This is a genomic window from Pseudomonas sp. BC42 (assembly GCF_021560055.1).
GTDB lineage: Bacteria > Pseudomonadota > Gammaproteobacteria > Pseudomonadales > Pseudomonadaceae > Aquipseudomonas.
In genome coordinates this window covers 4,328,463-4,353,207 of record NZ_CP091067.1, presented here as the reverse complement: position 1 = coordinate 4,353,207, position 24,745 = coordinate 4,328,463, and the positions used below count along the sequence as shown (strand labels likewise).

The following is a 24,745-nucleotide window of genomic DNA, read 5'->3' as shown; positions in this document are numbered from 1 at the left end:
GCCCCGGCTGCGCAGTGCGCCGAGCGCGGATCAGCGCGGTTTGAGGGCGGCCGGGCTGTTCTGCGGGGAGATCTCGCGTTCGCGGAAATAACGCTCCAGCACCCGCGGATCGGCCGAACGTTCGGCCAGGGCCACGTAGGTGTCCGGGCGCAGCAGGTACAGGGCGTTGCGCGCCAGCCCCGCGTGGGCGTGGGCCGGGCGCCAGTCGAAGAGGCGCAACGGCACCCGGTGTTCGGCGCACCAGTCCTGTACCGCGTTGCTGGTGACGCCGTAGACGTGCACCTGCCAGCCCAGATGATCGAGGCTGTCGAAGTTGTCGTGCTCGCCGTCGCGGACCCAGGGCAGGCGGTCGCCGCCGTGCACCGGGCCGACGCCACCGGCGCTCAGGGGCATGCCCCGGTAGTTGAGGGTGATCTGCGACACGGTGCGAAAGAGAAATTCCCGGGCACTGTCGAAGGCGGCGATCTTCGGCAGCAGCAGGGGCGCCAGGCGGGTGCGTACCAGGTAGGCGACCGGGCCATCGGCGGTGGCGAAGCTGAACACCCGATCGGTGGTGGCCACCAGGCGCCGGGCAAACTCCATGCGTTCGATCTCATAGCTGTCCAGCAGGCTTTCGGCGCTCCGGCCGCTGAGCACCGCCGCCAGTTTCCAGGCCAGGTTGATGGCGTCGCCGATCCCGGTGTTCATGCCCTGGCCGCCGGCCGGGCTGTGCACATGGGCGGCGTCCCCCAGCAGGAACACCCGGCCGCAGCGAAACTGCTCGGCCACCCGGTGATGCACCTTGTAGGTGGAGAACCAGTTGACCTGGTTCACCTCGACCTTGAGCTGGCGCATGGCGCGCTGGCTGACGTCTTCGAAACGCAGGTTTTCCGGGTGTTCGGCCCGTTCGTCGCGCACCGTGCCGATCAGCCGCGCGCGGCCGCTGTGGGCCAGGGGAAACACCGCGAGAAAGTCGGCGTCGTCCAGGTCCACGTGCAACTGGCCGTCGATGCTCGGGCCGCTGGCCTCGACATCGGCGACATAGAACACCTGCTGGTAGGTGCCGCCGGGAAAGCCGCTGCCCAGGGTCTTGCGCACCGTGGAGCGGGCGCCGTCGCAGCCGGCCAGGTAGAAGGCCTGGCAGTGTTCCTCGCGGCCGTCGGGGCCGCGCAGGCGAGCGTTGATCAGGTGGCCGTGGTCGGTGAAGGCCAGCAGTTCGGTGCCCCGCTCGACCTCCACCCCCAGCAGCGCCAGGCGCTCGATCAGCAGCTGCTCGTGTTCGTCCTGGGGAAAGATCTGCAGGAAGGGGTAGGGCGTCAGGTCTTCGCCGATGGCGTTGAACGGCAGTTGCGCGGCCCGTTCGCCGCGGACCCAGAGGTTGACCGCCGGCACGTGGTGGCCGCGTTCGACGATGGCCTGGGTCAGGTCCAGCTGGCGGTACAGCTCCAGGGTCCGGGCCTGCACCGCCAGAGCCCGGGAGGTGGTGCCCGGGCCGAGGGTCTTGTCGATGATCCGTACCTTGATCCCCTGCCGGCGCAGCCAGAGCGCCAGCACCAGGCCGGTGGGGCCGGCGCCGATGATCAGTACGTCGCTGCAGTTCATGTGTTTGCCCTCGCTAAGAGATCAACGTTATGCATCGGACTGCGGACGGCGCCTGCCGCGGGGTCAACGCTGGGCGAAGGCCAGGTTCAGGCCCAGCCCCGCGAAGCTTGCGGCAAAGCTGCGGCGCAACCAGTTCTGGACTTTGGGCGACTCGATCACCGCAGTACGGAACAGATTGGCCAGCAGCCCGTAGAGCACGAACACGAAGAAGGTCATGGCCATGAACACGCCGCTCAGGAGCAGCATCTGCGGGATCGGGTCGCTGCCGTCATGGGCGATGAACTGGGGCAGGAAGGCCAGGAAGAAAATGGTCAGCTTGGGGTTGAGGATGTTCAGCAGGCAGGCCTTGAGCATCAGCGCGCCGGCGCCGTGGCTCACCGCCTTGCTGTCCACCGCAAAGGCCGAGCGATCACGCCAGGTGGCGTAGGCCAGGTACAGCAGATAGGCGACCCCGGCGAACTTCAGGCCCTGGAAGGCCAGGGCGCTGGTGTGCAGGATCGCCGACAGGCCGAGGATCGAGGCCAGCAGGTGCGGGACGATCCCGGCGGTGCAGCCGATGGCGGTGAACAGGCTGGCGCGCTTGCCGGCCACCAGGGCGGTGGAAATGGTCAGGATCACGCCGCTGCCGGGAATCAGCACGACAATCAGGCTGGTAAGCAGAAAATCCAGGGTCAACATCCGGGTGTCACTCCATTGAGGGCGGGGTCATCAAAGTACACCCAGCCACACCGCCAATAGAAGGATTTTAGCCTGTAGCCGCTGCTGAGCCTGCGAAGCTGCGCGAAGGTCCGCAGGACCTTGCCTGGCGAACTCCCGTCGATCGCGCAGAGGCCTCAGGGTCCGCAGCCTTTCGCAGCCTCCGGCAGCGGTGACACAAATCCCGGATCGGCATTGGCCGTAGCCGCTGCTGAGCCTGCGAAGCTGCGCGAAGGTCCGCAGGACCTTGCCTGGCGAACTCCCGTCGATCACGCAGAGGCCTCAGGGTCCGCAGCCTTTCGCAGCCTGCGGCAGCGGCTACAGGGCGTGGCGGGAACAGCGCTCGCATTCTTTGGTCGAAGGCCCCAGCCGCTGCTTTACTTGCACGGCCCTCGTCCAGCCATCTTGCGGAGTCCCATGATTTCCTCTCGTCTTCTCAGTTGCTGCCTGGGCCTGTCGCTGCTGGCCGGTTGCGCCAGCCCACGTGGCCCCCAGGCACCGACGCTGACCCCGGAGCAGACCCAAGCGCGGATCATGCGCCTGCTGCCGGCCCAGGTCGGCGACCGCCAGGGCTGGGCCCGGGACATCCAGGTGGCCTTCAGCGCCCAGGGGTTGGAACCGAGCCCGAGCAACCTGTGCGCGGTGCTGGCGGTGACCGAGCAGGAATCGACCTTCCAGGTCGACCCGACGGTGCCGGGCCTGGGGCGCATTGCCCGAGAGGAAATCGACCGCCGCGCGGCCAAGGTGCATGTGCCGGCGTTGCTGGTCAGCGCCGCCCTGCAAGTGCGCGGCGCGGACGGCCAGTCCTACAGCCAGCGCCTGGCCCGGGCCCGCAGCGAGAAGGAGCTGAGCGCGATCTTCGACGACTTCATCGGCCAGGTGCCCCTGGGCCAGACCCTGTTCGGCCGTTTCAACCCGGTGCACACCGGCGGGCCGATGCAGGTCAGCATCGAGTTTGCCCAGCAGCATGCCCAGGGCTATCCCTACCCGGTGCAGGGCACCATTCGCCAGGAAGTCTTCAGTCGCCGTGGCGGCCTGTACTTCGGCATCGCCCACCTTTTGGGCTACCCGGTGGACTACCCGCAACCGCTGTACCGCTTCGCCGACTTCAACGCCGGCTGGTACGCCAGCCGCAACGCTGCCTTCCAGGCTGCGGTCAGCCGCCTCAGCGGGATCAAGTTGGCCCTGGACGGCGACCTGATCCGTTACGACTCGCTCCTGCCCGGCAGTACCGAACTGGCGGTGCGCACCCTGGGCAAGCAACTGGGGCTGCGTAACCCGCAGATCCGTGAGCAGTTGGAACAGGGCGACCGCCAGGACTTCGCCCAGACCGAGCTGTACCGCCAGGTGTTTGCCCTGGCCGATCGAGCCGCCGGCCGGCCCGTGCCACGCCAGCAGTTGCCGGGCATCGAACTCAAGAGCCCGAAGATCACCCGCCAGTTGACCACCGCCTGGTTCGCCAAGCGCGTGGATGAACGCTACCAGCGCTGCCTGAAAAGGCCGCTGTAACCCCAAGGGCCTGCCCGTTGTAGGAGCTGGCTTGCCAGCGAAGGCGTCCGTCAGGGCGATGCAAGGCTTGCGGTCCTGTTCGCCGGCCAGCCGGCTCCTACGGTTGGGTGCTGAGGTGTTCCTGCCTGCCGTAGGAGCTGGCTTGCCAGCGAAGGCGTCCGTCAGGACGATGCAAGGCTTGCGGTCCTGTTCGCCGGCCAGCCGGCTCCTACGATTGGGCGCTGAGGTGTTCCTGGCTGCCGTAGGCGCTGGCTTGCCAGCGAAGGCGTCCTTGAGAGCGCAGCAGGACCCACAGGCCTCTTCGTCGGCGAGTGCCGGATGATTGGGCGGCTTGTCAGGCACTTGGGTCGCGTGGCAGGATGCGCCATGAATTTTTTCCGCCTCGACTCCCGCCTGCATCACCATCGACCTCAGCTTCGGGGCCGTGGTCGCGTGTGCGCGTCGAGCGGTCAGTCATCCAGACACTGCGATCACTGACCAACGATGAAAAAAACCAAAGGCGCCCGACAAGGCGCCTTTTTTATTGCCTGTCAAAAACCAAGAGGAAACACCCATGACCATGCTCCGTGGCACTCGAATGATCACCGGCCCGCAAGCTGCCGCCCTACGCACGCTGGAGGAGCGCTTCCGGAGCTGGCTTCATCGAAGCGGGTGCTGAAGAAGTCATAGTCCCGGCGCTGTGGGGCCAGGACACCTTTATCGAAAAGGCCGGCGGCAGTGAAGTCATCGGCCAGATGTGGGCCTTCAACGACAAGGCCGGACGGCCGTGCTGCCTGATTCCGGAAGCCACTGCACTGTTCCAGGAAACCGCCCGCGAGCTGTTGGCAGGACGGGAGCAGGCGATCTTTTTCTACGTCGCTCGCTGTTATCGCTATGAACGGCCGCAAGCCGGGCGGTATCGAGAATTCACCCAGTTGGGCCTGGAGATACTGGGGCCCAAACCCTTGCAGGCGCTGGAGCGCGCGCGGGAACTGTGCGTTGGCTTTCTGGATGCCCTGGGCCTGGAGTACGAGCTCAACCTCGGGGTCAAGCGCGGCCTGACCTACTACCTCAATGGCGAAGGTTTCGAGGTGCGTTGCCCGCAGTTGGGTGCGCAACAGCAAGTGGTAGGTGCCGGCGCCTACCGCGAAGGTGCCGGATTCGGCATCGGCCTGGAGCGCCTGCAACTGGCGCTGCAACCCCAGTCGTAGGCGCTGGCTGGCCAGCGAAGGCACCGTTGGGAGCGCTGCAGGATTCGCCGGCCTCTTTGCCGGAGAGCCGGCTCATACGGGGCCTTACGCGGTGTGTGGGCTAACCGTAGGAGCTGGCTTGCCAGCGAAGGCGCCCGCAAGGGTGCCGCAAAACTCAGGGGCGGCGACGCACGAACTTGCGCCACAGCCAGACCCACAGCAGTGCCAGCGGGAAGGCCAGGATCACGAAGGGCAGGGCCTGGCTGCCTTTCTCCAGGGCTGCGGCAGTGCCCTCGGCCAGGTTGTCCGGCAGGTCGCGCAGGGCGCGCTTGAGGCTTGAACCGCGTTCTGCGCCGTCACTGGGCAGGAAGTTCAGGGTCAGGCGGTTGGTGTCCAGGCGACGCTGGTGTCCGGCAGCTGTCTGGGCCAGCGCTTGCAGGTCATTCTCGATGCCTGCCTGCTCCTTGCTCAGGGCGATCAGGTCGCTGACGGTGATGTCCTTGCGCGCCGCCAGTTCATCCAGGCGCTGTTGCTGGGCCTTGAGTCGCTGTTGCTGGCGTTGCACATCGGCCACGGCGTCGGCCAGGTCTTCGGCGCTGGTGACCCGCTCGCCCAGTTCGGCCCCTTCGGACGCCTGCTTGACGATGGGTTCGACACCGTCCGGGGCGATTCGCAACACCACCCGAGCGCGGTACTTGCTCTGCTCCAGAAGCAGGATGTTGCAAGGGCCGAACTGGGCTTTTTCGCAGGACTCGCGGGTTTGTTCCAGGTGCGGGCCGATCTGTTCGGCAGGCAGGGACAGGGTCAGTTCGTGCTCGTAGGCCAGCAGGGCGCCGGCCTTGCCCTGGGCGCCGCCGAGGGCCACCGCGGAGCTGTTGTGATCACTGGGGGAGCAGGCGCTGAGGGCCAGGGCACCGAAGAAGGCAAAGGCCAGTCGGCGGCGGATGGCAGGGTGATCGTCCTGATGTTGCATGGAGGCTCCTTGAGTACTTGAAACTGCGGCTAGGGCGCAGGCGCGCATCTTACCGCTGTTCCCGGGATCACCACGATCGCGGCGCAACTTATTTTCATCCATTTGCCTGGCTGATGCTCATGGGCACCTTGGTCAATCAGGGCTACACCTGTCGCCCTGTGCAACCCTCGTTACCCAGCGGTTCAAGGAGAACCTCATGAGCGAATCGGACATCCCCCCGGGCTTCAGTCCCTGGCCTCGCAGCAGCCCGCTGCTGGAGCTGATCGGCCCGGTCTATGGGCGTGGCAGTGGCCGTGAACTGTGCCTCGGCCTGCGCGCCGACACCCGCCATGCCAACGGCCGGGGCACGGTGCATGGCGGCATCATCGCCACCCTGGCGGACATCGGCATGGGCTACGCCATGGCGTTCTCCAGCGAGCCGCCGTTGCCGCTGATCACCGCCAGCATGACCCTCGACTACCTGGGGGCGGTGCAGGTCGGGGAATGGATCGAGGTGCGCCTGGAGCATGCCAAACGCGGCCGGCAGATGGCCTTTGCCACCGTGGTGCTGCGAGTCGGCGAGCGTGAAGTGGCCCGGGCCAGTGGCGTCTTCGCCGTCCCAACCGCAGCCCTGTAGCCGCTGCTGAGCTTGCGAAGCTGCGTAAAGGTCCGCAGGACCTTGCTTGGCGATCGCCTGCCAAACCGCTATCGATCTTGAGAACCCCGCGTCCCTACGGGCCGTTCGCAGCCTGCGGCAGCGGCTACACAAATCCCGGATAGGCATGGGCCTGTAGCCGCTGCTGAGCCATGGCGAAGCTGCGCAACGGTCCGCAGGACCTTGCCTGGCGATCGCCAGCCAAACCGCTATCGATCTTGAGAACCCTGCGTCCCTGCGGGCCGTGCGCAGCCTGCGGCAGCGGCTACAGCTGCTTCCAGTCCAGGCCGAAGCGCGCCAGGTATTTGCGCAGGCGGTCGGCGTCGTTGGGGTTGGCCTTGCCCTGGCGCGATACGCCGAACAGCCGACGCCCGGCGTCCGACAGGCTGTCGGCGCGGCGGCATTCGGCAATCACCGCCTTGAGTTGCAGGCGGTCGAACAGGTCCAGCTCTACCTCGGCGCCCAACAGTTGCTGCAGTTCATCTTCGGCATTTTCCAGGCCCCAGGCGTGGCGCAGGCGCTGGATTTCCTCCTCGACCTGGGCCTGGTCGATGCGTCCGCTGTCGGCCAGGGTGGCCATGCGGGTGATGGATGCCGACAGCTCGCGGAAGTTGCCCAGCCACGCCGCTTCGCTGGAGCTGGCGAAGGCCAGGTAGCGGCGCCGCGCCTCCAGGTTGAAACGCACCAGTTGCCCTTGCTCCCGGGCGTGGCGTTCCAGTTCGAAGTCGATGTTCGGCTCGATGTCTTCGCGGCGCCCGGCCAGCCCCGGCAGGTTGAAGGTCCAGAGGTTGATCCGCGCATACAGGTCTTCGCGGAACAGGCCCTGGGCCACCCGGTCGCGCAGGTCGCGGTGGGTGCCGGCGATGATCAGGAAGTCGCTCTGCACCTCCTGGTCCGCGCCCATGGGGAAGAAGCGTTTTTCCTCGATGGCCTTGAGCAGCATCGCTTGTTCGTCCAGCCCCAGCTCGCCGATTTCGTCGAGAAACAGCATGCCGCCATCGGCCGCCCGCAGCAGGCCCTCCCGGGCGTTCTGGGCGCCGGTGAAGGCGCCCTTGATATGCCCGAACAGCGCCGACATGGCACCGTCGCCACGCAGGGTGGCGCAGTTGACCTCGACAAAACGCCCCTGCACCTGATGCCGCCCACGCTTGAGTTCATAGATGCGCCGGGCCAGGAACGACTTGCCGGCACCGGTGGGGCCGATCAGCAGCATCGGCGCCTTGGAGCGCACCGCGACCCGCTCGATCTGCTCGATGGAGCGGTTGAACGCCGGGTTGCGGGTGGCGATCCCGGACTTGAGGAAGGCCAGGCCTTCCAGGCGCCTGTGGGCAAAACGCGAGGCGATGCGGTCGTAGCGCGACAAGTCGAGGTCGATCAGCGCGTGGGTGCCGGTAGCGTGTTCGCTGGGGTCGCGGCGCCGGGCCGGCGAGGTCTGGATCAGCCGGGCAGGGAGGTAGCGCGCCTCGGTCAGCAGGAACCAGCAGATCTGCGCCACGTGGGTGCCAGTGGTGATGTGCACCAGGTAGTCCTCGCGCTCGGTGTCGAACGGGTAGGCGCTGGTGAAGTCGTGCAGGGCGGCGTAGACCTCCTCGAAGTCCCAGGGGTTGTTCAGGCCCATGGGGTGCAGGCGTACTTCGGTTTCCGGCGACACCTGGCGCACATCGTTGGCCACCCGTTCGGCCAGGCTGACATCCCGGGCGTCCAGGCCGTGGATCAGTTCCAGGCGCTGGATCAGCACGTCCTGCTGCTGGCACAGACCGACCGTGGGCCGCCAATGGCTCCAGCGATTGGCGCCCTTGCCGACGCGATCGAGGGTGGAACCGATAAAACCGATGGCGACCGTGGGCTTGCTCGACATGTTTATACCTGAAGATAAAAAGCGATAGGTAAAGATATAAAAATATCGAGTCGTTTGTCTTGTCGAATGGCCAGTGAAAAAGCGAATAAAAATAAAACCTTTATAAATCAATAAGTTAAAAAATAATTTGCTGGAAAAATAAAACCTGGCACAGCGGCTGCAATGTATCTGGCAACGAACGAGACAACAGAGCGAGACGCCAAGATGGCCAACTTCCAGCTGTTCAACACCCAACAGGCAAAAGCGCCAGCGAGCACCACCCTGAACGCTTCCAAGGCACCGGCCTATGCCTACAACGCCAAGCATCGCCTGGCCCAGCTGGCGGTCACCGGTTGCCTGAACTCGACCTTCTACACCTCGCCTGAAGGCCAGCTGGACGCGGTGCTGCAACTGGTGAGCGAGCTGGACAGCCGCTTCGTCGCCCAGGCCGCCCGTTACGCTCGGCAGCAAGGCCATATGAAGGACATGCCGGCGCTGCTGCTGGCGGCGCTGACCGCGCAACGCTCGGCCCTGGTGCCGGAGCTGTTCGCCCAGGTGGTGGACAACGGCAAGATGCTGCGCAACTTCGTGCAGATCCTGCGCAGCGGCGTGACCGGGCGCAAATCCCTGGGGTCGCAGCCCAAGCGCCTGGTGCAGAACTGGTTGAACACGGCCAGCGAGCGTCAGCTGTTGCAGGCTTCGATCGGCACCAAGCCCTCCCTGGCGGACGTGCTGAAGATGGTTCACCCCAAGCCAAGCGATGCCTGGCGCGAAGCCTTCTTTGCCTGGGTGATCGGCAAGCCGGTGGATGCCCAGGCGCTGCCTGAGCTGACCCGGGACCTGCTGGCGTTTCGCAGCGGGGCGACACAGGAAGTGCCGCAGGTGCCGTTCCAGCTGCTCGGCAACGAGACACTGAGCGCCGGACAATGGGCGGCACAGGCCCGCAACATGGGCTGGCAGGGGCTGCGCATGAACCTCAACACCCTGGCGCGCCACGGCGCGTTCCAGGTGCCGGGTTGCACCGAGTACGTGGCGGCGCGGCTGGCGGATGCGGGGGAGGTGGCCAAGGCCCGGGTCTACCCGTACCAGTTGCTGGCGGCCTACCGCATGGCGGGCGAGGACGTGCCGCAAGCGGTCCGCGAGGCGCTGCAGGATGCCCTGGAGCTGTCCCTGGCCAACGTGCCGGCGCTGGCGGGCCACGTGGTGGTCTGCCCGGATGTCTCGGGCTCGATGCACAGCCCGGTCACCGGCTATCGCCAGGGCGCCACCACCGCGGTGCGTTGCATCGATGTGGCGGCACTGGTGGCGGCGGCGGTGTTGCGCAAGCAGCCGGCGGCGCGGGTCATGCCGTTCGAGCGGGGTGTGGTGAACATCCACCTCAACCCGCGGGACAGCGTGATGAGCAATGCACAGAAGCTGGCCAACATCGGCGGAGGCGGGACCAACTGCTCGGCGCCCCTGGCTCAACTGGCCAACGCCAAGAGCCGCGTGGACACCCTGATCCTGGTCTCGGATAACGAGTCGTGGATCGATGCGCGGCGTCATGGCGCCACGGAGACGATGCGCCAGTGGGAGCGGATCCGGGCCATCAACCCGCAGGCGAAGCTGGTGTGCATCGACATGCAACCCGGCGCCACGACCCAGGCGCCAGACCGCGAGGACATCCTCAACGTCGGCGGCTTCAGTGATGCGGTGTTCGATGTGATCGAGCAGTTCACTGCGGGCAACTACGGTGCGCAGCACTGGGTCAAGGCAATCGAGGCGATGCCGCTCTGATCGCTGGAACATGAGATAAACCGTGCGCCGGCCAGCCGGCGCACACCACAGATTTTTTGATCATTGGCCCTGAATGCCGCTGTGACTACATCCAAAGGCGTCTCAGCAAATTTTGTCAGGGCCGGTGAGGGCACGAATGCCAGTGGCTGTACATCCTGGTCAAGCCGGTTCGAATCCGGCCATCAGTCACTACTTTTGTCGTGCCACCTTTTTTGCAGTTTTTGCGACGAATGCTGGTGGAACTACATCCCAGGTTCGGGATGCGGGTTCGATTCCCGCCGGTGCTGGAAAACGGCGCCGTGGTTCAATGGTCAGAACACGAACGCATTGTTCCATCGACTCTTGTCGTCGCATCTTTTTTCCCGCCTCGGCGGGATGGCAGCGAATGCCACGGGTACTACATTTTGTCGCGGGTTCGAGCCCCGCCAGCCGCAAGGCTGTAGCTCAGTCGGTAGAGCAAATGTGCCTGTTCCCTTGTCGCTGCCCGCAGGCCCGGCCTGCACCGATTGACCCGGCGAATGCCGGTGGAACTACAGGACAGCGAGGTCGCGGGTTCGAGTCCCGTTCACCGCAAGGTGCTAGCTCAGAGGCAGAGCGCGCTGCATGTTCCACCTTCACTTGTCGCCGTCTGTACCGAACACCGCAATTCCGTAGGAGCTGGCTTGCCAGCGAAGAGACCCTTGAGATCGTCTTCTGCGCCCCCGGTTCCTACACACCCTAATGAACAAGGCCGGATCAGCGGCCACAGGAAAAAGAGTCAACGACATGGAACAAAAAACCTACCAACTGCTGGAAGTGGCCAACGGCAAGCCGATCAAGATGTGGACCCAGGGCGTGCCGGTGGAAAACGAAGCCCGCCAGCAATTGATGAACACCGCGAAGATGCCGTTCATCTTCAAGCACCTGGCGGTGATGCCCGACGTGCACCTGGGTAAGGGGTCGACCATCGGTAGCGTGATCCCCACCGTAGGCGCGATCATCCCGGCCGCGGTCGGGGTGGATATCGGTTGCGGAATGATCGCCGCCCGTACTTCGCTGACCGCCTCCGACCTGCCGGATAACCTGGCCGGATTGCGCAGCGCCATCGAGGCGGCGGTGCCTCACGGTCGTACCTCGCCCCGTAGCGGTCGCGATAAGGGCGCCTGGGGCGATGTGCCGCAGCAGACCGACCAGGCATGGGCTGCGCTGCACCCGCGCTTCAAGGCGATCACCGATAAGTACCCGGCCCTGGCCAACAGCAACAACCGCCAGCACCTGGGAACCCTCGGCGGCGGTAACCACTTCATCGAGGTTTGCCTGGATGAAGCCAACCGGGTCTGGTTCATGCTGCACAGCGGTTCCCGTGGCGTAGGTAACGCCATCGGTAACCTGTTCATTCATCTGGCACAGGCTGATATGCGTCAACATATCGCCAACCTGCCGGACCGTGACCTGGCCTACTTCGAGGAAGGCAGCCAACACTTCGACGATTACGTGGAAGCCGTGGCCTGGGCCCAGGATTTCGCCCGGCAGAACCGTGAGCTGATGATGCAACTGGTGATCCAGGCCACCCGCAAGGTGATCAGCAAGCCCTTCGAGGTGGCGCTGGAGGCGGTCAACTGCCACCACAACTACGTGCAGAAGGAGCGCCACTTCGGTGAAGAGGTGCTGGTGACCCGCAAGGGCGCGGTGTCGGCGAAGAAGGGCGAGCTGGGGATCATTCCGGGTTCGATGGGGGCCAAGAGCTTCATCGTTCGCGGGCTGGGTAACGAGGAGGCGTTCTGCTCCTGCAGCCACGGCGCGGGGCGTACCATGAGCCGCACCAAGGCCAAGAACACCTTCACCCTGGCCGACCAGATCCGCGCGACCGCCCATGTGGAGTGCCGTAAGGACGAAGCGGTGATCGACGAAATCCCGATGGCCTACAAGGACATCGACCAAGTGATGCACGCCCAGCGCGAGCTGGTGGAAGTGCTGCACACCCTGCGTCAGGTGGTGTGCGTTAAGGGGTAGAACAATGGACGACATGGACGCCTTGATAGCGGCGCCGCCCGGCTGGCATTACCAGCTGAGCGACTATGAAGCCCGCCGCGTGCGGGAGGTGATGGACGAATTGGACCGGCACAGCGCCTGGCTGGAACTGAGCCGCTTCGGCAACGGTTTCGTGCGTCAGGCGGCGGTGCGCCACCTGGCCGCGCTGCCTTCGGCCGAGGCCTTGGCGGCCTTGCTGGAGCGCCTCAACGATTGGGTGCCCCAGGTGCGCCAAGAGGCCGCCGCGGCGGTCGAGGGGTATCTGGCGCCAGAGCGCGCCGAGCTGCTGTTGCAGAGCCTGAAGCCGCTGCTGTCCCTGGCCGGCAAACAGCGCGCCGACCACGGTGCGACCCTGGAACGGGCGCGTTCGGTGTTGCAACTGGCCCAGGTACGCGAAGTAGTTGAAGACGCCTTTGGTGATTGCCGGGGCAAGGCCGCGCGCTTTGTCTTCGAACTGTTGCTCGAAGGGGCGCAGGATCGGGCAGCGCTGCTGGCCCGGGCTTTGCGCCACAGCGAAGTCAGCGTGCGGCAGATGGCCGTGGATGCCTGCGCCGAGCTGCCTGCGGGGCAGGCCGTGCCCCTGCTGGAAGAGGTGATGCACAGCTGCGGTGCCAGTGTGCGGGTCAAGGCGCTGCGCTTGCTGCTGCCGTTGCTGGCCGATCCTCGCGAGTATCTGAGTCAGGCATTGCTGGACCCTTCGGGGGCCTTGCGTTGCCTGGCCCATTGGGCCGCGCCCCGTCATGGGCTGGACCCGCGCGAGGTATTGCTGCAACGGCTGCAACAGCCGGCACCACGGAACAAGCGCGCTTGGCTGGGGCTGTTGGGGCTGGTCAAGGAGCTGCAGGAGCCCATGGCCGATGCCATGGTGCGCCAGGCCCTGGCGTCGCCGGCGCCGAGTGTGCGCCTGCAGGCCCTGCAGACCCTGGGCGAGCGTGGCATGGCCGAGCAACTGGCGGCCCTGGACGACGCCTCGGACAAGGTCTTCAACTGCGCCCTGGGCCTGTTGCACGAGCAACCCTGGGCGGTGTTCGACGAAGCCCTGGAACAGCGTCTGGACCAGCACTGGCACGACCTGCCGAAGGCGCGGCGCTGGGCCCTGCTGGCCCTCAAGCCGGGCTGGCGCCAGCTGGAGTACCTGCTGTGGCGCCTGGGGCAGGGCGGCAGCGAAGCCGCCTATTGGCGCCAGACCCTGGCGCACTGGTGCGATAGCCGCTACGGGATGTTCGACCCGGTCACCCCCAAGCCGCTGCGCGAAGCCATGCTGCAGCGCTTGCAGGCCATGGAGGCAGCCGGTGAATTGCCCGCAGGTACAGCCCAGCGCCTGCTTTGAAGAATGGAGAGCGCCTTTATGCAGCCGCGGCCACTGTTGACCCGAATAGAAGATGAACACTGTCGCGCGCTACGCCAGCAACTGAAGGAGGTGTATTGCGTCTTCGATTTTGTGCTGCTGGCGGTCGAACCCGAGGCGGTGGTGGATCAAGCCCTGCATCGCCAGGGCTTGCAGCACCTCTACCAGCACTTGATGGCCGAACGCCGCGAGCGCTGGGAGCAACTGCGCCAGGACCCGCGCTATGCCGACGTCGGCCTGACGTCGATGCGCTGGGAGCAGGAGCGGGCGGTGCCCGAGGCGCTCAGTCAGGAACAGGTCCGGCAGCTGGTTTGCGAAAACCTGGAGCAGCAGGAGCTGGCCTTGTGCCGGGCGTTTCGCCAGCCGCCATACGGACTGCATTTCCCCGGCGGCGCCGAACAGGCGCGGCAGGTGTACGGCCAGTGGCTGGACGTGCTGGGGCTGGACCCCGAACAGCAGCCCCAGGTGATCGACTGGGTAGGCAACCTGGAACTGGACTGTCAGGCGCCGGACATGGGCCCGCACCTGCAGCCCTGGAGTGACTATTTCGACGAAGGCCTGGAGTGGTGGGGCGTCTGGTGCCTGACGGTGTGGAACCCCGTGCGCCGGACCCTGAGTGTGCTGGCTGCCAGCGCCACCGATTGAACAAGGAAAAAGGATCATGGAACACCTGGAGCGTCATCCCTTGAGCAGCGCCATGCGCGAGCGGGTATTGGCCGAGCTGGCGCGGATCGAGCGCGAGCGCAATGTGCAGGTGCTGTACGCCTGCGAATCCGGCAGTCGGGCCTGGGGTTTTGCTTCCACCGACAGTGATTACGACGTGCGTTTCGTCTACGTGGAAAAGCCCGAATGGTTCATCCAGGTGGATGCCGGGCGCGACGTGATCGAGCGGCCCCTGGACGACGAGCTGGACATCAGCGGCTGGGAACTGCGCAAGACCCTCGGGCTGTTGCGCAAGTCCAACCCGACCCTGCTGGAATGGCTGGATTCGCCCCTGGTGTATCGCAGCGAAGCGGCCGCCACCGCGCGCTTGCGGGAGCTGGCGGAGGCGTTCTACAGCCCGCCGGCGGCGCGCAATCATTATCTGTCGATGGCCAAGAAGAACTTTCGCGGTTACCTGCAAGGCGACAGCGTGCGTTTCAAGAAGTACTTCTACGTACTGCGGCCCTTGCTCGCGGTGCGCTGGATCGATCAAGGCCGCGGCCGACCGCCGATGACCTTCGCCGACCTGCTGACCACGGTCGACCACCCACCGCTGCTGGATGAAGTGGCCGAGCTGCTGGCCTTGAAACGCAGCGCCGAGGAGTCCGCCTACGGGCCGCGACGCCCGGCACTGCACGCCTTTATCGCCGCCGAGCTGGAACGCCCGGTGCCGAAACTGGCGCGCACCCATGAAGACAATGCGTTGCTGGACGCCTACCTGCGGGAAACGGTCCGGCACTACGCCTGAGGAATGAAATGAAACAGGAAGTCATCGAACTGGACGGCGCCATCGGCGGCGGCCAGGTACTGCGCAGCGCCTTGAGCTTGTCGATGCTCAGCGGCAAGACCCTGCGTATCCATAATATTCGTGCCCGGCGCAGCCGCCCGGGGCTGCTGCGTCAGCATTTGACGGCGGTGCAGGCCGCGGCCCAGGTCTGTGGCGCCAAGACCTCGGGGGTCGAACTCGGCTCCCAGGCCCTGACCTTCGAACCGGGGCCGATCCGTGGCGGTGATTACCGCTTCGCCATCGGTACGGCGGGCAGTTGCACCCTGGTGCTGCAGACCCTGCTGCCCGCGTTGTTGCATGCACCGCAACCCAGCCGCGTGAGCATCAGCGGCGGCACCCATAACCCCCTGGCGCCACCAGTGGATTTCCTCCAGCAGGCTTGGTTGCCGTTACTGCGGCGCATGGGCGGGCGGGTCGAGCTGCAACTGCTGCGCCACGGTTTTGTCCCGGCCGGCGGTGGCGAGCTGGAGGCCTTTGTCCAACCGTCGGTGCTGCAGCCCCTGCACCTGCAAGAGCGTGGCGCACTGCTGGGCAGCCGGGCCTGGGCGCTGAGCGCGGGCCTGCCCGAGCATGTGGCGGAGCGCGAGTTGCGTCGGGTGCACAATCGCCTGGAACTGCCACGGGAGCACCTCACCCCGGTGCAGCTGGATGAACAATACGGCCCGGGCAATGTGCTGTTGCTGGAGTACGCCTTTGAACACCTGACCGAGCTGTTTTGCGGCTTCGGTCAGAACAGCCTGCGGGCGGAGAAGGTTGCTGACCTTGCCATCGATCAGGCCCGGGACTGGTTGGATTCCGGCGCCGCGGTGGCCGAGCACCTGGCCGATCAACTGTTGCTGCCCATGGCCCTGGCCGGCGGCGGCAGCTTCACCACGCCGCGCATGACCGAGCACCTGGAAAGCAATATCCGCGTGATCGAGGCGTTCCTGCCGGTGCGCATCCAGACACAGACGGGCAATGCGCAGGCGCTGCGGGTCGAGTGTCTGGCCCGCCACGGCAATGAGTCCGCCACCTGATCGCCATCGGGGCCGGCATTGCCCGGCGCTCCTCATCCCTCAGGAGCTGGCTTGCCCGTGGAAGCGGCCCTGACATCGCCGCAGGACTCAAGGGCTGCTTCGCTGGCACACCGTCTCCCACGGGGGGCGGCGTTGCCGGATAATGCCCGGCTTCACGTTCGGAGAAGTACGCAATGGATCGCAACAGCTGGCTCAAGGCCTTGAACAAACTGCTGACGCTGGTGCAGCACCTGGTGGTGCTCGGCGGCTTTTTTCTCGCCGCGCTGTTACTGGGGTTCACCATCAAGTCCGAGTGGCAGCCCTTTCTGGCGGTCTTCCTGGCCTCGCTGCTGATGATCATCGGCGTGATGGTGCATGAAGGCGGGCACTACCTGGGAGCCCGCTGCTGCGGGATGCCGGTGTTGCAGGCGCGGATCGCCGCGGTGGAGGTGCAGGTGTTGCGCCGCGGCTGGCGCCTGCGCTGGTCGCCGCAGCTCAAGCGCAATCGCCTGGGGGGCTATGTGATGGCGGCGAGCAACCTGCAACGGCCGTTGCGTCGGCAATGGATGCTGATGGCCCTCGGCGGGCCGCTGCTGAATCTGCTGGTGGCGGGCATGGCCCTGGCGCTCGGGCTGTACTGGCAAGGGGTGCCCGGGGCCCTGGCTTTGGCCTTTGCCATCATCAATCTGGTGCTGGGGGTGGGTAATCTGCTGCCGGCCTGGCAGGTATTGCCCAGCGACGGCATGTTGGCGCTGGGGTGGTACCTGCACCGCGACGATCAACGTCCGGAGCTGGCCCAGGCGCGTCTGCTGGCCCTGACCGTGGCCGGGGTGCCCAGCGCGCAACTGCCGGCCCGGGACCTCGACCTGCTGGCCCAGGGCGCCATGCCCGGCCCTCTGGTTGCCTTCGGCTACCGGCTCAATGCAAGGCAGGACCAGGGCGACTGGTCCGGGGTTCTGCAGATGGAGCAGGAGCTGGACCAGCTGCTTGCCGCCCGGGCCGGGGAGTTGACCGGCATGAGCGGCCTGATCGAGCTGTTGCGTGGCGAGCTGGGTTTCAGCCGGGCCTACCTGCAGCGCGACGCCGGGCTGCTCAAGGGCCTGTCGATGAGTGCCGATGTCGACTGGTTTACGCCCTGGTTGCGGCCGCGCTGCCAGGCATTGGCGGCCATCCTTGCAGGTGATCATCGGCAGGGCGAGGCCTATGTGCAGCAAGCGCTGCAGGCGGCGGATAACTGCGTGGTGCGCTCCCAGGGGCGCAGCGAAGCCTTGCTGGCCGCACACCTGCGGGCCCTGGCGCAGCCGTAGCGCGCCGCTGCGCCGGGCGCAGTTCTTCGCAGCGCTTGTCCGGTGAGGCGCCCCGGAGACGAGGCCGGGCTCTTGGGCCGCTTTGCCGGCGAGAGTGAAAGTCATCGGTATACGAGCGTAAAACTCTTATACTCCGGCGCCTTATTTTCCCTAGCCAGCAAGAGGAACGCCCCGTGGCCAACGAACCGGATCAGGATTTCTACAACCGCGCCGACGCCATCATCGAGTTGACCAACTCCCATATCGCCGACAGCAGCCGCGGCAAGGCCAGTGCGTCGCTGATGTACGCCAACGCGCGCTTCAGTGCCTGGGTCAGCGCCTGCGGTTGCCGCAATGCCGAGGAACTGACAGCGGCCAAGCAGCAGGCAGTGGACTATTTCCTGGAGGAGTTCCGCCTGATGCTCGAAGAGAACCTCAACGATTACATCGAGAACTTCCCGCGCTACATGAGCGGCAAGCAGGACTGAAAGGTCGAGCGCCGTCGCTGAGTCAGCGGCGGATTGTGTGACCTGCGTCACTCTTTGCTCAAGTGATCCATGCTCCTGGTCGATAAGCTCTGAATGCCTATTGATATGGAGTTCGTCATGGCCTTGCTACCGGTTCGTCTGTCTCATCGTTTGACCCTCGGCAGTGTGTTGCTGTTGCTGTTCACGGCGTTGGCGGTTTTTGCCGTGATGACCCTGCGGGGGCAGCCCAGAGTGGTGGAGGCGAGCTCGGCATTGATCGAACAGACCGGCAGCGCCATCGTCCGCCAACTGGCCTTGCAGTTGGCGGGGATCGAGGGCGTGACCGCCAGCATGGCCCACCTGGTGGAAGGGCTGCCCAAGGAGCAGGCGTTGTTCATGGCCACCTTGCCCAAGGTGATCGACCATGAAGGCGACAAGGCGATTGCCGGCGGCGGCATCTGGCCGGAGCCCGATGCCTTCGCGGCGGGCGTCGAGCGCCGCAGCTTCTTCTGGGCTCGCAGCGACGCCGGGCCCCTGGCGTTCTCCGATGACTACAACGCCGCCGGCAGCGCCGGCTATCACCATGAAGCCTGGTACACCGGCGCCCGCAACAGCGCGCCCGGGCGCTGCCTGTGGTCCGAGGCCTATCAGGACCCGGTGACCCGGGTGCCGATGACCACCTGCAGCGTGCCGTATCGCCAGGATGGCCGCTTTGCCGGGGTTGCCACCGTCGACCTGCGCCTGGATGACCTGGCGCGTTTCCTCAAGGAGCAGGGCGCGGTCACCGGCGGTTATGCCTTCGCCCTGGATCAGGCCGGCAACGTGCTGTATTTCCCCGAGGCCCAGGCCGGTGCCGACGGGCAGATGCTCAGCTTCGAGGCCCTGAGCAAACAGCAGCCCTGGCTCCGTCCGGTGGCCGAGGCCCTGGGCAGGGCCGCGGGCAGCCCCGGCCAGGTGCGCAGCCTGGACCTTGAGCAGGATGGTCGGCTGCAGGAAGCGGCGCGGGTCAGTCTGTTCAGCATGCCCGGCAGTGGCTGGACCATCGGCCTGGTGACCCCGGAGCAGAAGGTCACCGGCCTGGCCCGGGCCATGACCACCGAGATCCTGGTGTTTCTCCTGCCATTGCTGGCCCTGCTGTTGTTCTTCGCCTGGCTGGGCGGCCACCGGTTGATTGCCCAGCTGGAAGAAACCACCCGGCAGATCGATGCCCTGGGCAGTGGCCAGGCCAGCGACAACGCCGAACTGCACGTGGCGCGGGCCGATGAGATCGGCGCCTTGCGCGGCGCGGTCAACCGCTACGCCGGACAGTTGCGGCAGATGCTGCAGAAGATCGCCAGCGAAGCCCGGCAGCTGCAGAACGAGGCCGGGCGCCTGGGCGAGTTGAGCGGCACCCTGGCCCAGCGCGCCGAGCAGCAGCGCCAGGAAAACACCCAGTTGGCCACGGCCATTACCCAGATGTCCTCCAGTGCCCTGGAAGTGGCGCAGAACACCAACAACTGCGCCGACACCGCCCGCCAGTCCCTGGTGGTGGTGCAGGATGGCCAGCAGCGGGTCGCGGCCAACAGTCAGTCGATCCAGCAGTTATCCACGGAAATGGCCGAGGCGGCGGCGGTGATCCAGCGCCTGGAGCAGGACAGCCAGCAGGTCGGCGCGGTGCTGGACGTGATCAAGGCCATCTCCGAGCAGACCAACCTGCTGGCCCTCAACGCCGCCATCGAGGCGGCCCGGGCCGGCGAGCAGGGCCGCGGCTTTGCCGTGGTGGCGGATGAAGTGCGGACCCTGGCCGGTCGGACCCAGACCTCGGCCAACGAGATCAGCGGCATGATCAGCGACCTGCAGCAGGCCTCACGCCAGGCGGTGCAGGCGATCCAGGCCGGTGAATCGCGTACCCGCGAAGCGGTGGGCGAGGCGTCCGGAGCCTCGGATGCCCTGTCGAGCACGGTCACCAGCTTCGACGATATTTCCCAGCGCGCGCAGCAGATCGCCGTGGCCGCGCAGCAGCAGAGCCATGTGACCCAGGAGATCAACGAACTGGCGGTGCGCATCCACGGCATCAGCGAGGACAACGCCCGGGACGCCCAGGCCCTGGACAAGGTCAGCGAGGCCATGCAGGCCCTGTCCGGGCGCTTGTCGCACCTGAGCCAGGGCCACAGCTGAAGACTCACTCACCCGGGCCGCCGGCGGTCCGGGTGAGTTTCAACTCCCTCTGCGGGGCGCTGTCGTCGCCCCGATTCAGTGTTGGCTGAACAGCACCAGCTGAAAGTTCAGCAACAGCCCCAAGGCCACCCCGCCAAACCCCAGCAGCCCGCTTACCAGCGGTTTGCCCGCGGCCCTGTGCGCGGCCAGGAAGCGGGCAATGGCGGCGCCGATCAGCGCACCCGGAAAATCGAACAGGTAGAACAGCCAGCCCATGCTGTCGATCGGGGAGGTGATCCACAGGCAGAACAGCTGCAGGTGCGCCGCCAGGGCCAGCGCCACGCCGGTGAACAGCGCCGGGGTAGGGCGGGTGGCCAGCAGCAGTCCGAGAATCAGCCCCTGGGGCAGCCAGTAGGCGGCGAAGTTCTCCAGGAAATAGTCCCACTGCGGCAGCGCCCGGCCGGCTGCCAGCGACAGGCCCCAGAGCAGGGCGGCGATGGCCGGCAGGTATTTGAGGGGAGCAGCCGGTACAGCGGGTGAGGAGGAAGGCATTGCAGGGGCTCGCAGTTCAGGGTGGGTCAGCGCTACTGGGTGTCGCCGAGAGTGGTCGCGGCAGCGCTGCAGATTTCGTGCACGCACTGGCGCAGCCAACGATGGGCCGGGTCGGCCTCCATGCGCGGGTGCCAGAGCAGGGACACCGTCATCTCCGGCAGCGCCACCGGCAGGCTGAAACTGTGCAGGCCGGCTCGCAGATGACGGGTGTGGTGCTCGGGCACCATGGCGATCAGGTCCGAACCCCGGGCCAGGGCCAGGGCCGCGGAAAAACCGCTGACCAGGGTGATGATCTGCCGCTGCCGGCCCAGGGCCTGCAGGGCTTCGTCCAGGCGGCCGTGGTCATGGCCCTGATGGGACACCAGGATGTGCTGGCCGGCCAGGTAGCGGTCCAGGCTCACCGGGCCGCGGCTCAGGGGATGACCGCTGCGCACCACGCCGATAAAGCGATCGCGGAACAGCGCCCGGGTGCGCAACTCGGGGCTGGTGTCGCTGGCGATCACCGCGGTTTCCAGATCGACGCTGGCCTCGCGCAGGGGCTGGCTGTCGCGATCGAGCTTGGGCACGAAATGCACCCGCACGCCGGGTGCCTGCTGCTGCAGGCGGCAGATCAGCGCCGGGCCGAAGTTCTCGACGAAGCCGTCGCGGCTGCGCAGGGTGAAGGTGCGTTGCAGCTGCCCGAGGTCGATCTGCCGGGCCGGGCGCAGCGCCATCAGGGCCTGCTCCACCAGCGGCCCGACCTGCTGGCGCAGTTCCAGGGCCCGGGGCGTGGGCACCAGCCCGCGTCCGGCGCGCACCAGCAAGGGATCGCCGGTGACCTGGCGCAGGCGCGACAGGGCCCGGCTCATGGCCGAAGGGCTCAGTTGCAGGCGCTGGGCAGCGCGCGCCACGCTGCCTTCGCTGAGGAGCGCATCCAGGGTGACGAGCAGATTCAGATCGGGTGTCGACATGGGCGGAATCTAGCACAGGGCGCTCGCTGGCATGGCGTTACCTGCATTCATTCAGTGCAATTGCTGCGTCTTCCGCCTGCTCGGGCCGGGGCATAGGCTGCCGGGCAATGCCTTGAAGGAGTCCGTGCAATGTCCCGTCCCGAATCCAATCTTCCCGCGCTTGAGCCCCGGGCGCGCCTGGCCCTGGCCAGCCTGTCGCTGACGATGCTGATGCCGTCGCTGGACAGCAGCATTGCCAATGCCGCGCTGCCGGCGCTGGCCGAGGTGTTCGCCGCCTCCTTCCAGCAGGTGCAGTGGATCGTCCTCGCCTACCTGTTGGTGATGACCAGCCTGATTGCCGGCGCCGGGCGCCTGGGCGACCTGCTGGGGCGACGGCGCCTGCTGCTGGGCGGGATCGTCCTGTTCACCCTGGCTTCCCTGGGCTGCGCGCTGGCCCCCGGCCTGGGTTGGCTGCTGGCGGGCCGAGCCCTGCAGGGGCTGGGGGCGGCGCTGATGCTGGCCTTGAGCATGGCCCTGGTGGGGGATGCCTTGCCCAAGGCGCGCACCGGTGCGGCCATGGGCCTGTTGGGCAGCCTGTCGGCCCTGGGCACCACCCTGGGCCCGTCCCTGGGCGGTCTGTTGCTGGCCGGTGGCGGCTGGCGCTGGATGTTTCTGGTCAATGTGCCGTTGGGACTGCTGGCGCTGGGGCTGGCCTGGCGCAGTCTGCCGCGGGATCGCCGGTCAGCCTCGGTCGCCGGCTTCGACCTGTCCGGCACTGTGCTCCTGGCCCTGAGCCTGGGGGCCTATGCCCTGGCCCTGACCTTGGGCGAACGGCCCTGGGCTGTGCAGAACCTGGGGCTGCTGCTGGTGGCGGCGCTGGGAGGCGGGCTGCTGATGCGGGTCGAGCGCCGGGCCGCTGCGCCGCTGTTGCAGCCGGCCCTGCTGCGCCGACCGGTCTTGCGCAGCGGCCTGATCGGCAGCCTGCTGGTGTCCACGGTGATCATGACCACCCTGGTGGTCGGGCCTTTCTATCTGTCCCGCGGGCTGGGTCTGGACGCCGCCCGGGTGGGGCTGTGCCTGTCCCTGGGACCGCTGGTGGCGGCCCTCGCCGGGGTGCCCGCCGGGCGCCTGGTGGATCGCTACGGCGCTCGCCCACTGTGCCGCCTGGGGTTGCTGGGACTGTTCGCCGGCTGCAGCCTGCTGGCCCTGTTGCCCAGCCATCTGGGGCTGGCGGGTTACCTGCTGCCCATCGTCCTGGTCACCGCCGGCTATGCGCTGTTCCAGGCGGCCAACAACAGCCTGGTGATGCTCGATGCAGCGCCTGCGCAGCGGGGATTGACGGCAGGCTTGCTGAGCCTGTCGCGCCATCTCGGGCTGATCAGCGGCGTGGCCGCCATGGGGGCGTTGTTCGCCTGGGTGGCGCGAGCGCCAACCGCTGCTGGGGCCAGCGTCGAGGCGGTCGTCAGTGGCATGCACTGGACCTACGGCGTGGCGGCGCTGCTGATCCTGCCGGCCCTGGCCATCGCCTGCTCCGACCGGCTGTCAGGGCGGCTCGACGACGCTTGTCGGGCGCCGCGCCCGAGCTAGGCTTTGCCTGCACACCCCCACCAAGGAGCAGGTCATCGTGAGCACCCTTCGCACTCCTTCCTTAGGCCCGATCGTCGGGCACACCACCGAGACTTCCTGCCGTTTATGGATCGCCGCGTCCGATGCCCTGGACGAGAAGGGCGTGGCGGAGGACATCCGCACCATCGGCGTCATTGGCGTGGTGAGCAGCAACGGCCGGGTCGCGGCGGACAACATTTTCTACTTTCGCTTGCGGCGTGAGTACCACCGCACCGGCACCTTCAATCTCGGGGTCGACACCAGCCTGTGGGGCAACGAGGCCGCGCGCAAGCAGCTCAAGCCCTTTGTGCTGACGCCGGGCACCCGTTACCGGGTGCGCATGGCCTCGCTCAACGTCGATGACGCCGGCAACAACGATGACGACGTGTCCAGCGAGTCGGTGGTGCAGCGCCTGCCCGATCCCGGGGCCTGGGCCAATGACTTGAACCGCAGCGGGGCCGACAAGATGTACGTCGAGGCCGAGTTCACCACTCGGGCCAGTGCGGTGCCCGGCCAGGCATCGGCCCTGAGCTTCCTGCTGGGCTCCTGTCGCTACCCGGGGCTGCTGTGGAAACGCAAGAACTCCGACACGATCTTCGGGCCGATGCAGAGCGAACACGCCGATGCGCAGATGGTGCTGATGGTCGGCGACCAGATCTACGCCGACCTGTTCAACCGCCTGGTGCCGGTGGGGCTGGCGGACACCTTCGAGGAGTTCGAGGAGCGCTACCACAGCGCCTTTGGCTCACCGAACATCCGCCAACTGCTGGCCCACATGCCCACCTACATGATCCTTGACGACCACGAGATCGAGGACAACTGGACCCAGGACCGGATCCGCAAGGATCGTGACAAGCGCCTGCTGTTCAACCTCGCCATGGGCGCCTACATGAGCTACCAGTGGAGTCATGGGCCACGCTTCGCCGACAGCTATGTCCATGGCCGGGCCATGACCGGCGACGACAAGTACCTGCAGCAGTTGCAGACCAACCAGCTGTTCTATGACTTCTCCTGTGGCCATTACCCGTTCTTCGTCCTCGACACCCGGACCCAGCGCTTTCTCGACGATGTGCCGGACGCCCTGGACGACAACCACCTGCTGGGCCGCCCCTCGCTGCACCCCAGCGAACCGGGTCAGCTCGACCGGCTGTGTGCCTGGCTGCGGCACATGCAGGAGGATCGGGGCAACGTGCCCAAGTTCGTGGTCACTTCCAGCGTCTTTGTGCCAAACGGTGTGGATACCGTGGGCACAGACCCTGATGCCGTGCGCCACAAGAACGACAGTGACGCCTGGTCGGCTTTCCCCTCCACGCGGCGCGCCGTGCTGGAAACCATGATCAAGCACCAGGTGCAGAACGTGGTGTTCCTTTCCGGGGACATTCACTGCTCGAACATTTCCCGCTTGCAGTTCAGCGCCGCGGGGCAGGGGTTGAAGTGCTTCGCGGTCACCTCGTCGGCGTTCTACTGGCCCTTTCCCTTTGCCGACGGCGATCCGGCCGGGTACGTGCACGACTCGACGGCACCGCAGACGCCGGACAGCTTTGCGCTCTTCGACGGTACGCAGACCATGGACTACCACACCTGGGCCTTCACCCAGGCGGACAACTTTGCCCGCCTGGACGTGAAGCCCGATCACGCTCAACTGGTGGTGCAGTTCTACGGTGCCGACGGCGAGCCACTGGTGACCCGCAAGCAGGACGACAGCGTGGACAACCAGCCGCAACGGCTGCAGCTGGAGCCCTGGTAGCGGGGC

The 24,745-nt window shown here is 66.5% G+C and carries 20 protein-coding genes; 14 read left to right on the top strand and 6 right to left on the bottom strand.

The window, feature by feature from the left end; all coding sequences use genetic code 11:
* Positions 1 to 30 precede the first annotated feature (30 nt).
* Together L1O02_RS19445 and L1O02_RS19440 are read right to left on the bottom strand one after the other, a co-directional pair.
* Positions 31 to 1,581 carry an FAD-dependent oxidoreductase gene (locus L1O02_RS19445; protein ID WP_235758536.1) on the bottom strand — a complete coding sequence of 517 codons (1,551 nt, stop codon included), beginning with the start codon at positions 1,579 to 1,581 and terminating at the stop codon, positions 31 to 33.
* Between the two features lie 63 nt (positions 1,582 to 1,644).
* Positions 1,645 to 2,259, bottom strand: a complete 615-nt coding sequence (locus L1O02_RS19440) for a LysE family translocator (RefSeq protein ID WP_235758535.1) — start codon at positions 2,257 to 2,259, stop codon at positions 1,645 to 1,647.
* Positions 2,260 to 2,694: 435 nt separating this feature from the next.
* Between L1O02_RS19440 and L1O02_RS19435 the strand changes: the two genes are divergently transcribed.
* Both L1O02_RS19435 and L1O02_RS19430 read left to right on the top strand, forming a co-directional pair.
* Complete coding sequence (locus L1O02_RS19435) at positions 2,695 to 3,786, top strand: DUF1615 domain-containing protein (protein ID WP_235758534.1); 1,092 nt, start codon at positions 2,695 to 2,697, stop codon at positions 3,784 to 3,786.
* A 596-nt stretch (positions 3,787 to 4,382) separates the two neighbouring features.
* Complete coding sequence (locus L1O02_RS19430) at positions 4,383 to 4,976, top strand: ATP phosphoribosyltransferase regulatory subunit (RefSeq protein ID WP_235760261.1); 594 nt, start codon at positions 4,383 to 4,385, stop codon at positions 4,974 to 4,976.
* Positions 4,977 to 5,130: 154 nt separating this feature from the next.
* Here the strand turns inward: L1O02_RS19430 and L1O02_RS19425 are convergent, their stop codons facing one another.
* Positions 5,131 to 5,928, bottom strand: a complete 798-nt coding sequence (locus L1O02_RS19425; RefSeq protein WP_235758532.1) for a DUF4349 domain-containing protein — start codon at positions 5,926 to 5,928, stop codon at positions 5,131 to 5,133.
* A gap of 196 nt (positions 5,929 to 6,124) precedes the next feature.
* Here L1O02_RS19425 and L1O02_RS19420 point away from each other — a divergent pair, with 196 nt between their 5' ends.
* Positions 6,125 to 6,544: a PaaI family thioesterase gene (locus L1O02_RS19420; protein WP_060843155.1), complete on the top strand. Its 420-nt coding sequence runs from the start codon at positions 6,125 to 6,127 to the stop codon at positions 6,542 to 6,544.
* A gap of 283 nt (positions 6,545 to 6,827) precedes the next feature.
* On the opposite strand, the gene rtcR is transcribed toward L1O02_RS19420, so the two are convergent.
* Positions 6,828 to 8,420, bottom strand: coding sequence for an RNA repair transcriptional activator RtcR (gene rtcR / locus L1O02_RS19415; protein ID WP_060843156.1), 1,593 nt, complete (start codon positions 8,418 to 8,420; stop codon positions 6,828 to 6,830).
* Between the two features lie 204 nt (positions 8,421 to 8,624).
* On the opposite strand from rtcR, the gene L1O02_RS19410 reads away from it, so the two are divergent.
* From L1O02_RS19410 to L1O02_RS19370, 9 genes are all read left to right on the top strand, one after another.
* A complete protein-coding gene (locus L1O02_RS19410) occupies positions 8,625 to 10,175 on the top strand; it encodes an RNA-binding protein (RefSeq protein ID WP_129406811.1) in 1,551 nt (516 codons plus the stop codon).
* 765 nt (positions 10,176 to 10,940) lie between these two features.
* Positions 10,941 to 12,167, top strand: a complete 1,227-nt coding sequence (locus L1O02_RS19405; protein WP_235758530.1) for an RtcB family protein — start codon at positions 10,941 to 10,943, stop codon at positions 12,165 to 12,167.
* Between the two features lie 4 nt (positions 12,168 to 12,171).
* The gene (locus L1O02_RS19400; RefSeq protein WP_235758528.1) at positions 12,172 to 13,515 is read left to right on the top strand and encodes a PBS lyase; all 1,344 of its coding nucleotides are present in this window, start codon (positions 12,172 to 12,174) and stop codon (positions 13,513 to 13,515) included.
* Between the two features lie 18 nt (positions 13,516 to 13,533).
* Complete coding sequence (locus tag L1O02_RS19395) at positions 13,534 to 14,178, top strand: hypothetical protein (RefSeq protein WP_235758526.1); 645 nt, start codon at positions 13,534 to 13,536, stop codon at positions 14,176 to 14,178.
* Between the two features lie 16 nt (positions 14,179 to 14,194).
* Positions 14,195 to 14,983 carry a nucleotidyltransferase domain-containing protein gene (locus L1O02_RS19390; RefSeq protein WP_108542823.1) on the top strand — a complete coding sequence of 263 codons (789 nt, stop codon included), beginning with the start codon at positions 14,195 to 14,197 and terminating at the stop codon, positions 14,981 to 14,983.
* 8 nt (positions 14,984 to 14,991) lie between these two features.
* Positions 14,992 to 16,038: an RNA 3'-terminal phosphate cyclase gene (rtcA, locus tag L1O02_RS19385; protein WP_235758524.1), complete on the top strand. Its 1,047-nt coding sequence runs from the start codon at positions 14,992 to 14,994 to the stop codon at positions 16,036 to 16,038.
* Between the two features lie 173 nt (positions 16,039 to 16,211).
* Positions 16,212 to 17,324 carry a M50 family metallopeptidase gene (locus L1O02_RS19380; protein ID WP_129406807.1) on the top strand — a complete coding sequence of 371 codons (1,113 nt, stop codon included), beginning with the start codon at positions 16,212 to 16,214 and terminating at the stop codon, positions 17,322 to 17,324.
* A 173-nt stretch (positions 17,325 to 17,497) separates the two neighbouring features.
* The gene (locus L1O02_RS19375; RefSeq protein WP_060838634.1) at positions 17,498 to 17,791 is read left to right on the top strand and encodes a DUF3144 domain-containing protein; all 294 of its coding nucleotides are present in this window, start codon (positions 17,498 to 17,500) and stop codon (positions 17,789 to 17,791) included.
* 93 nt (positions 17,792 to 17,884) lie between these two features.
* The gene (locus L1O02_RS19370) at positions 17,885 to 19,927 is read left to right on the top strand and encodes a methyl-accepting chemotaxis protein (protein WP_233789360.1); all 2,043 of its coding nucleotides are present in this window, start codon (positions 17,885 to 17,887) and stop codon (positions 19,925 to 19,927) included.
* A gap of 75 nt (positions 19,928 to 20,002) precedes the next feature.
* Here L1O02_RS19370 and L1O02_RS19365 read toward each other — a convergent pair whose 3' ends face one another.
* Positions 20,003 to 20,458, bottom strand: coding sequence for a hypothetical protein (locus tag L1O02_RS19365; protein ID WP_060838636.1), 456 nt, complete (start codon positions 20,456 to 20,458; stop codon positions 20,003 to 20,005).
* 32 nt (positions 20,459 to 20,490) lie between these two features.
* Positions 20,491 to 21,408 carry a LysR family transcriptional regulator gene (locus L1O02_RS19360; protein WP_060838637.1) on the bottom strand — a complete coding sequence of 306 codons (918 nt, stop codon included), beginning with the start codon at positions 21,406 to 21,408 and terminating at the stop codon, positions 20,491 to 20,493.
* 129 nt (positions 21,409 to 21,537) lie between these two features.
* Between L1O02_RS19360 and L1O02_RS19355 the strand changes: the two genes are divergently transcribed.
* Positions 21,538 to 22,974 carry an MFS transporter gene (locus L1O02_RS19355; protein WP_235758522.1) on the top strand — a complete coding sequence of 479 codons (1,437 nt, stop codon included), beginning with the start codon at positions 21,538 to 21,540 and terminating at the stop codon, positions 22,972 to 22,974.
* A gap of 37 nt (positions 22,975 to 23,011) precedes the next feature.
* Positions 23,012 to 24,739 carry an alkaline phosphatase D family protein gene (locus L1O02_RS19350; RefSeq protein WP_235758520.1) on the top strand — a complete coding sequence of 576 codons (1,728 nt, stop codon included), beginning with the start codon at positions 23,012 to 23,014 and terminating at the stop codon, positions 24,737 to 24,739.
* The last annotated feature ends 6 nt before the right edge of the window (positions 24,740 to 24,745 follow it).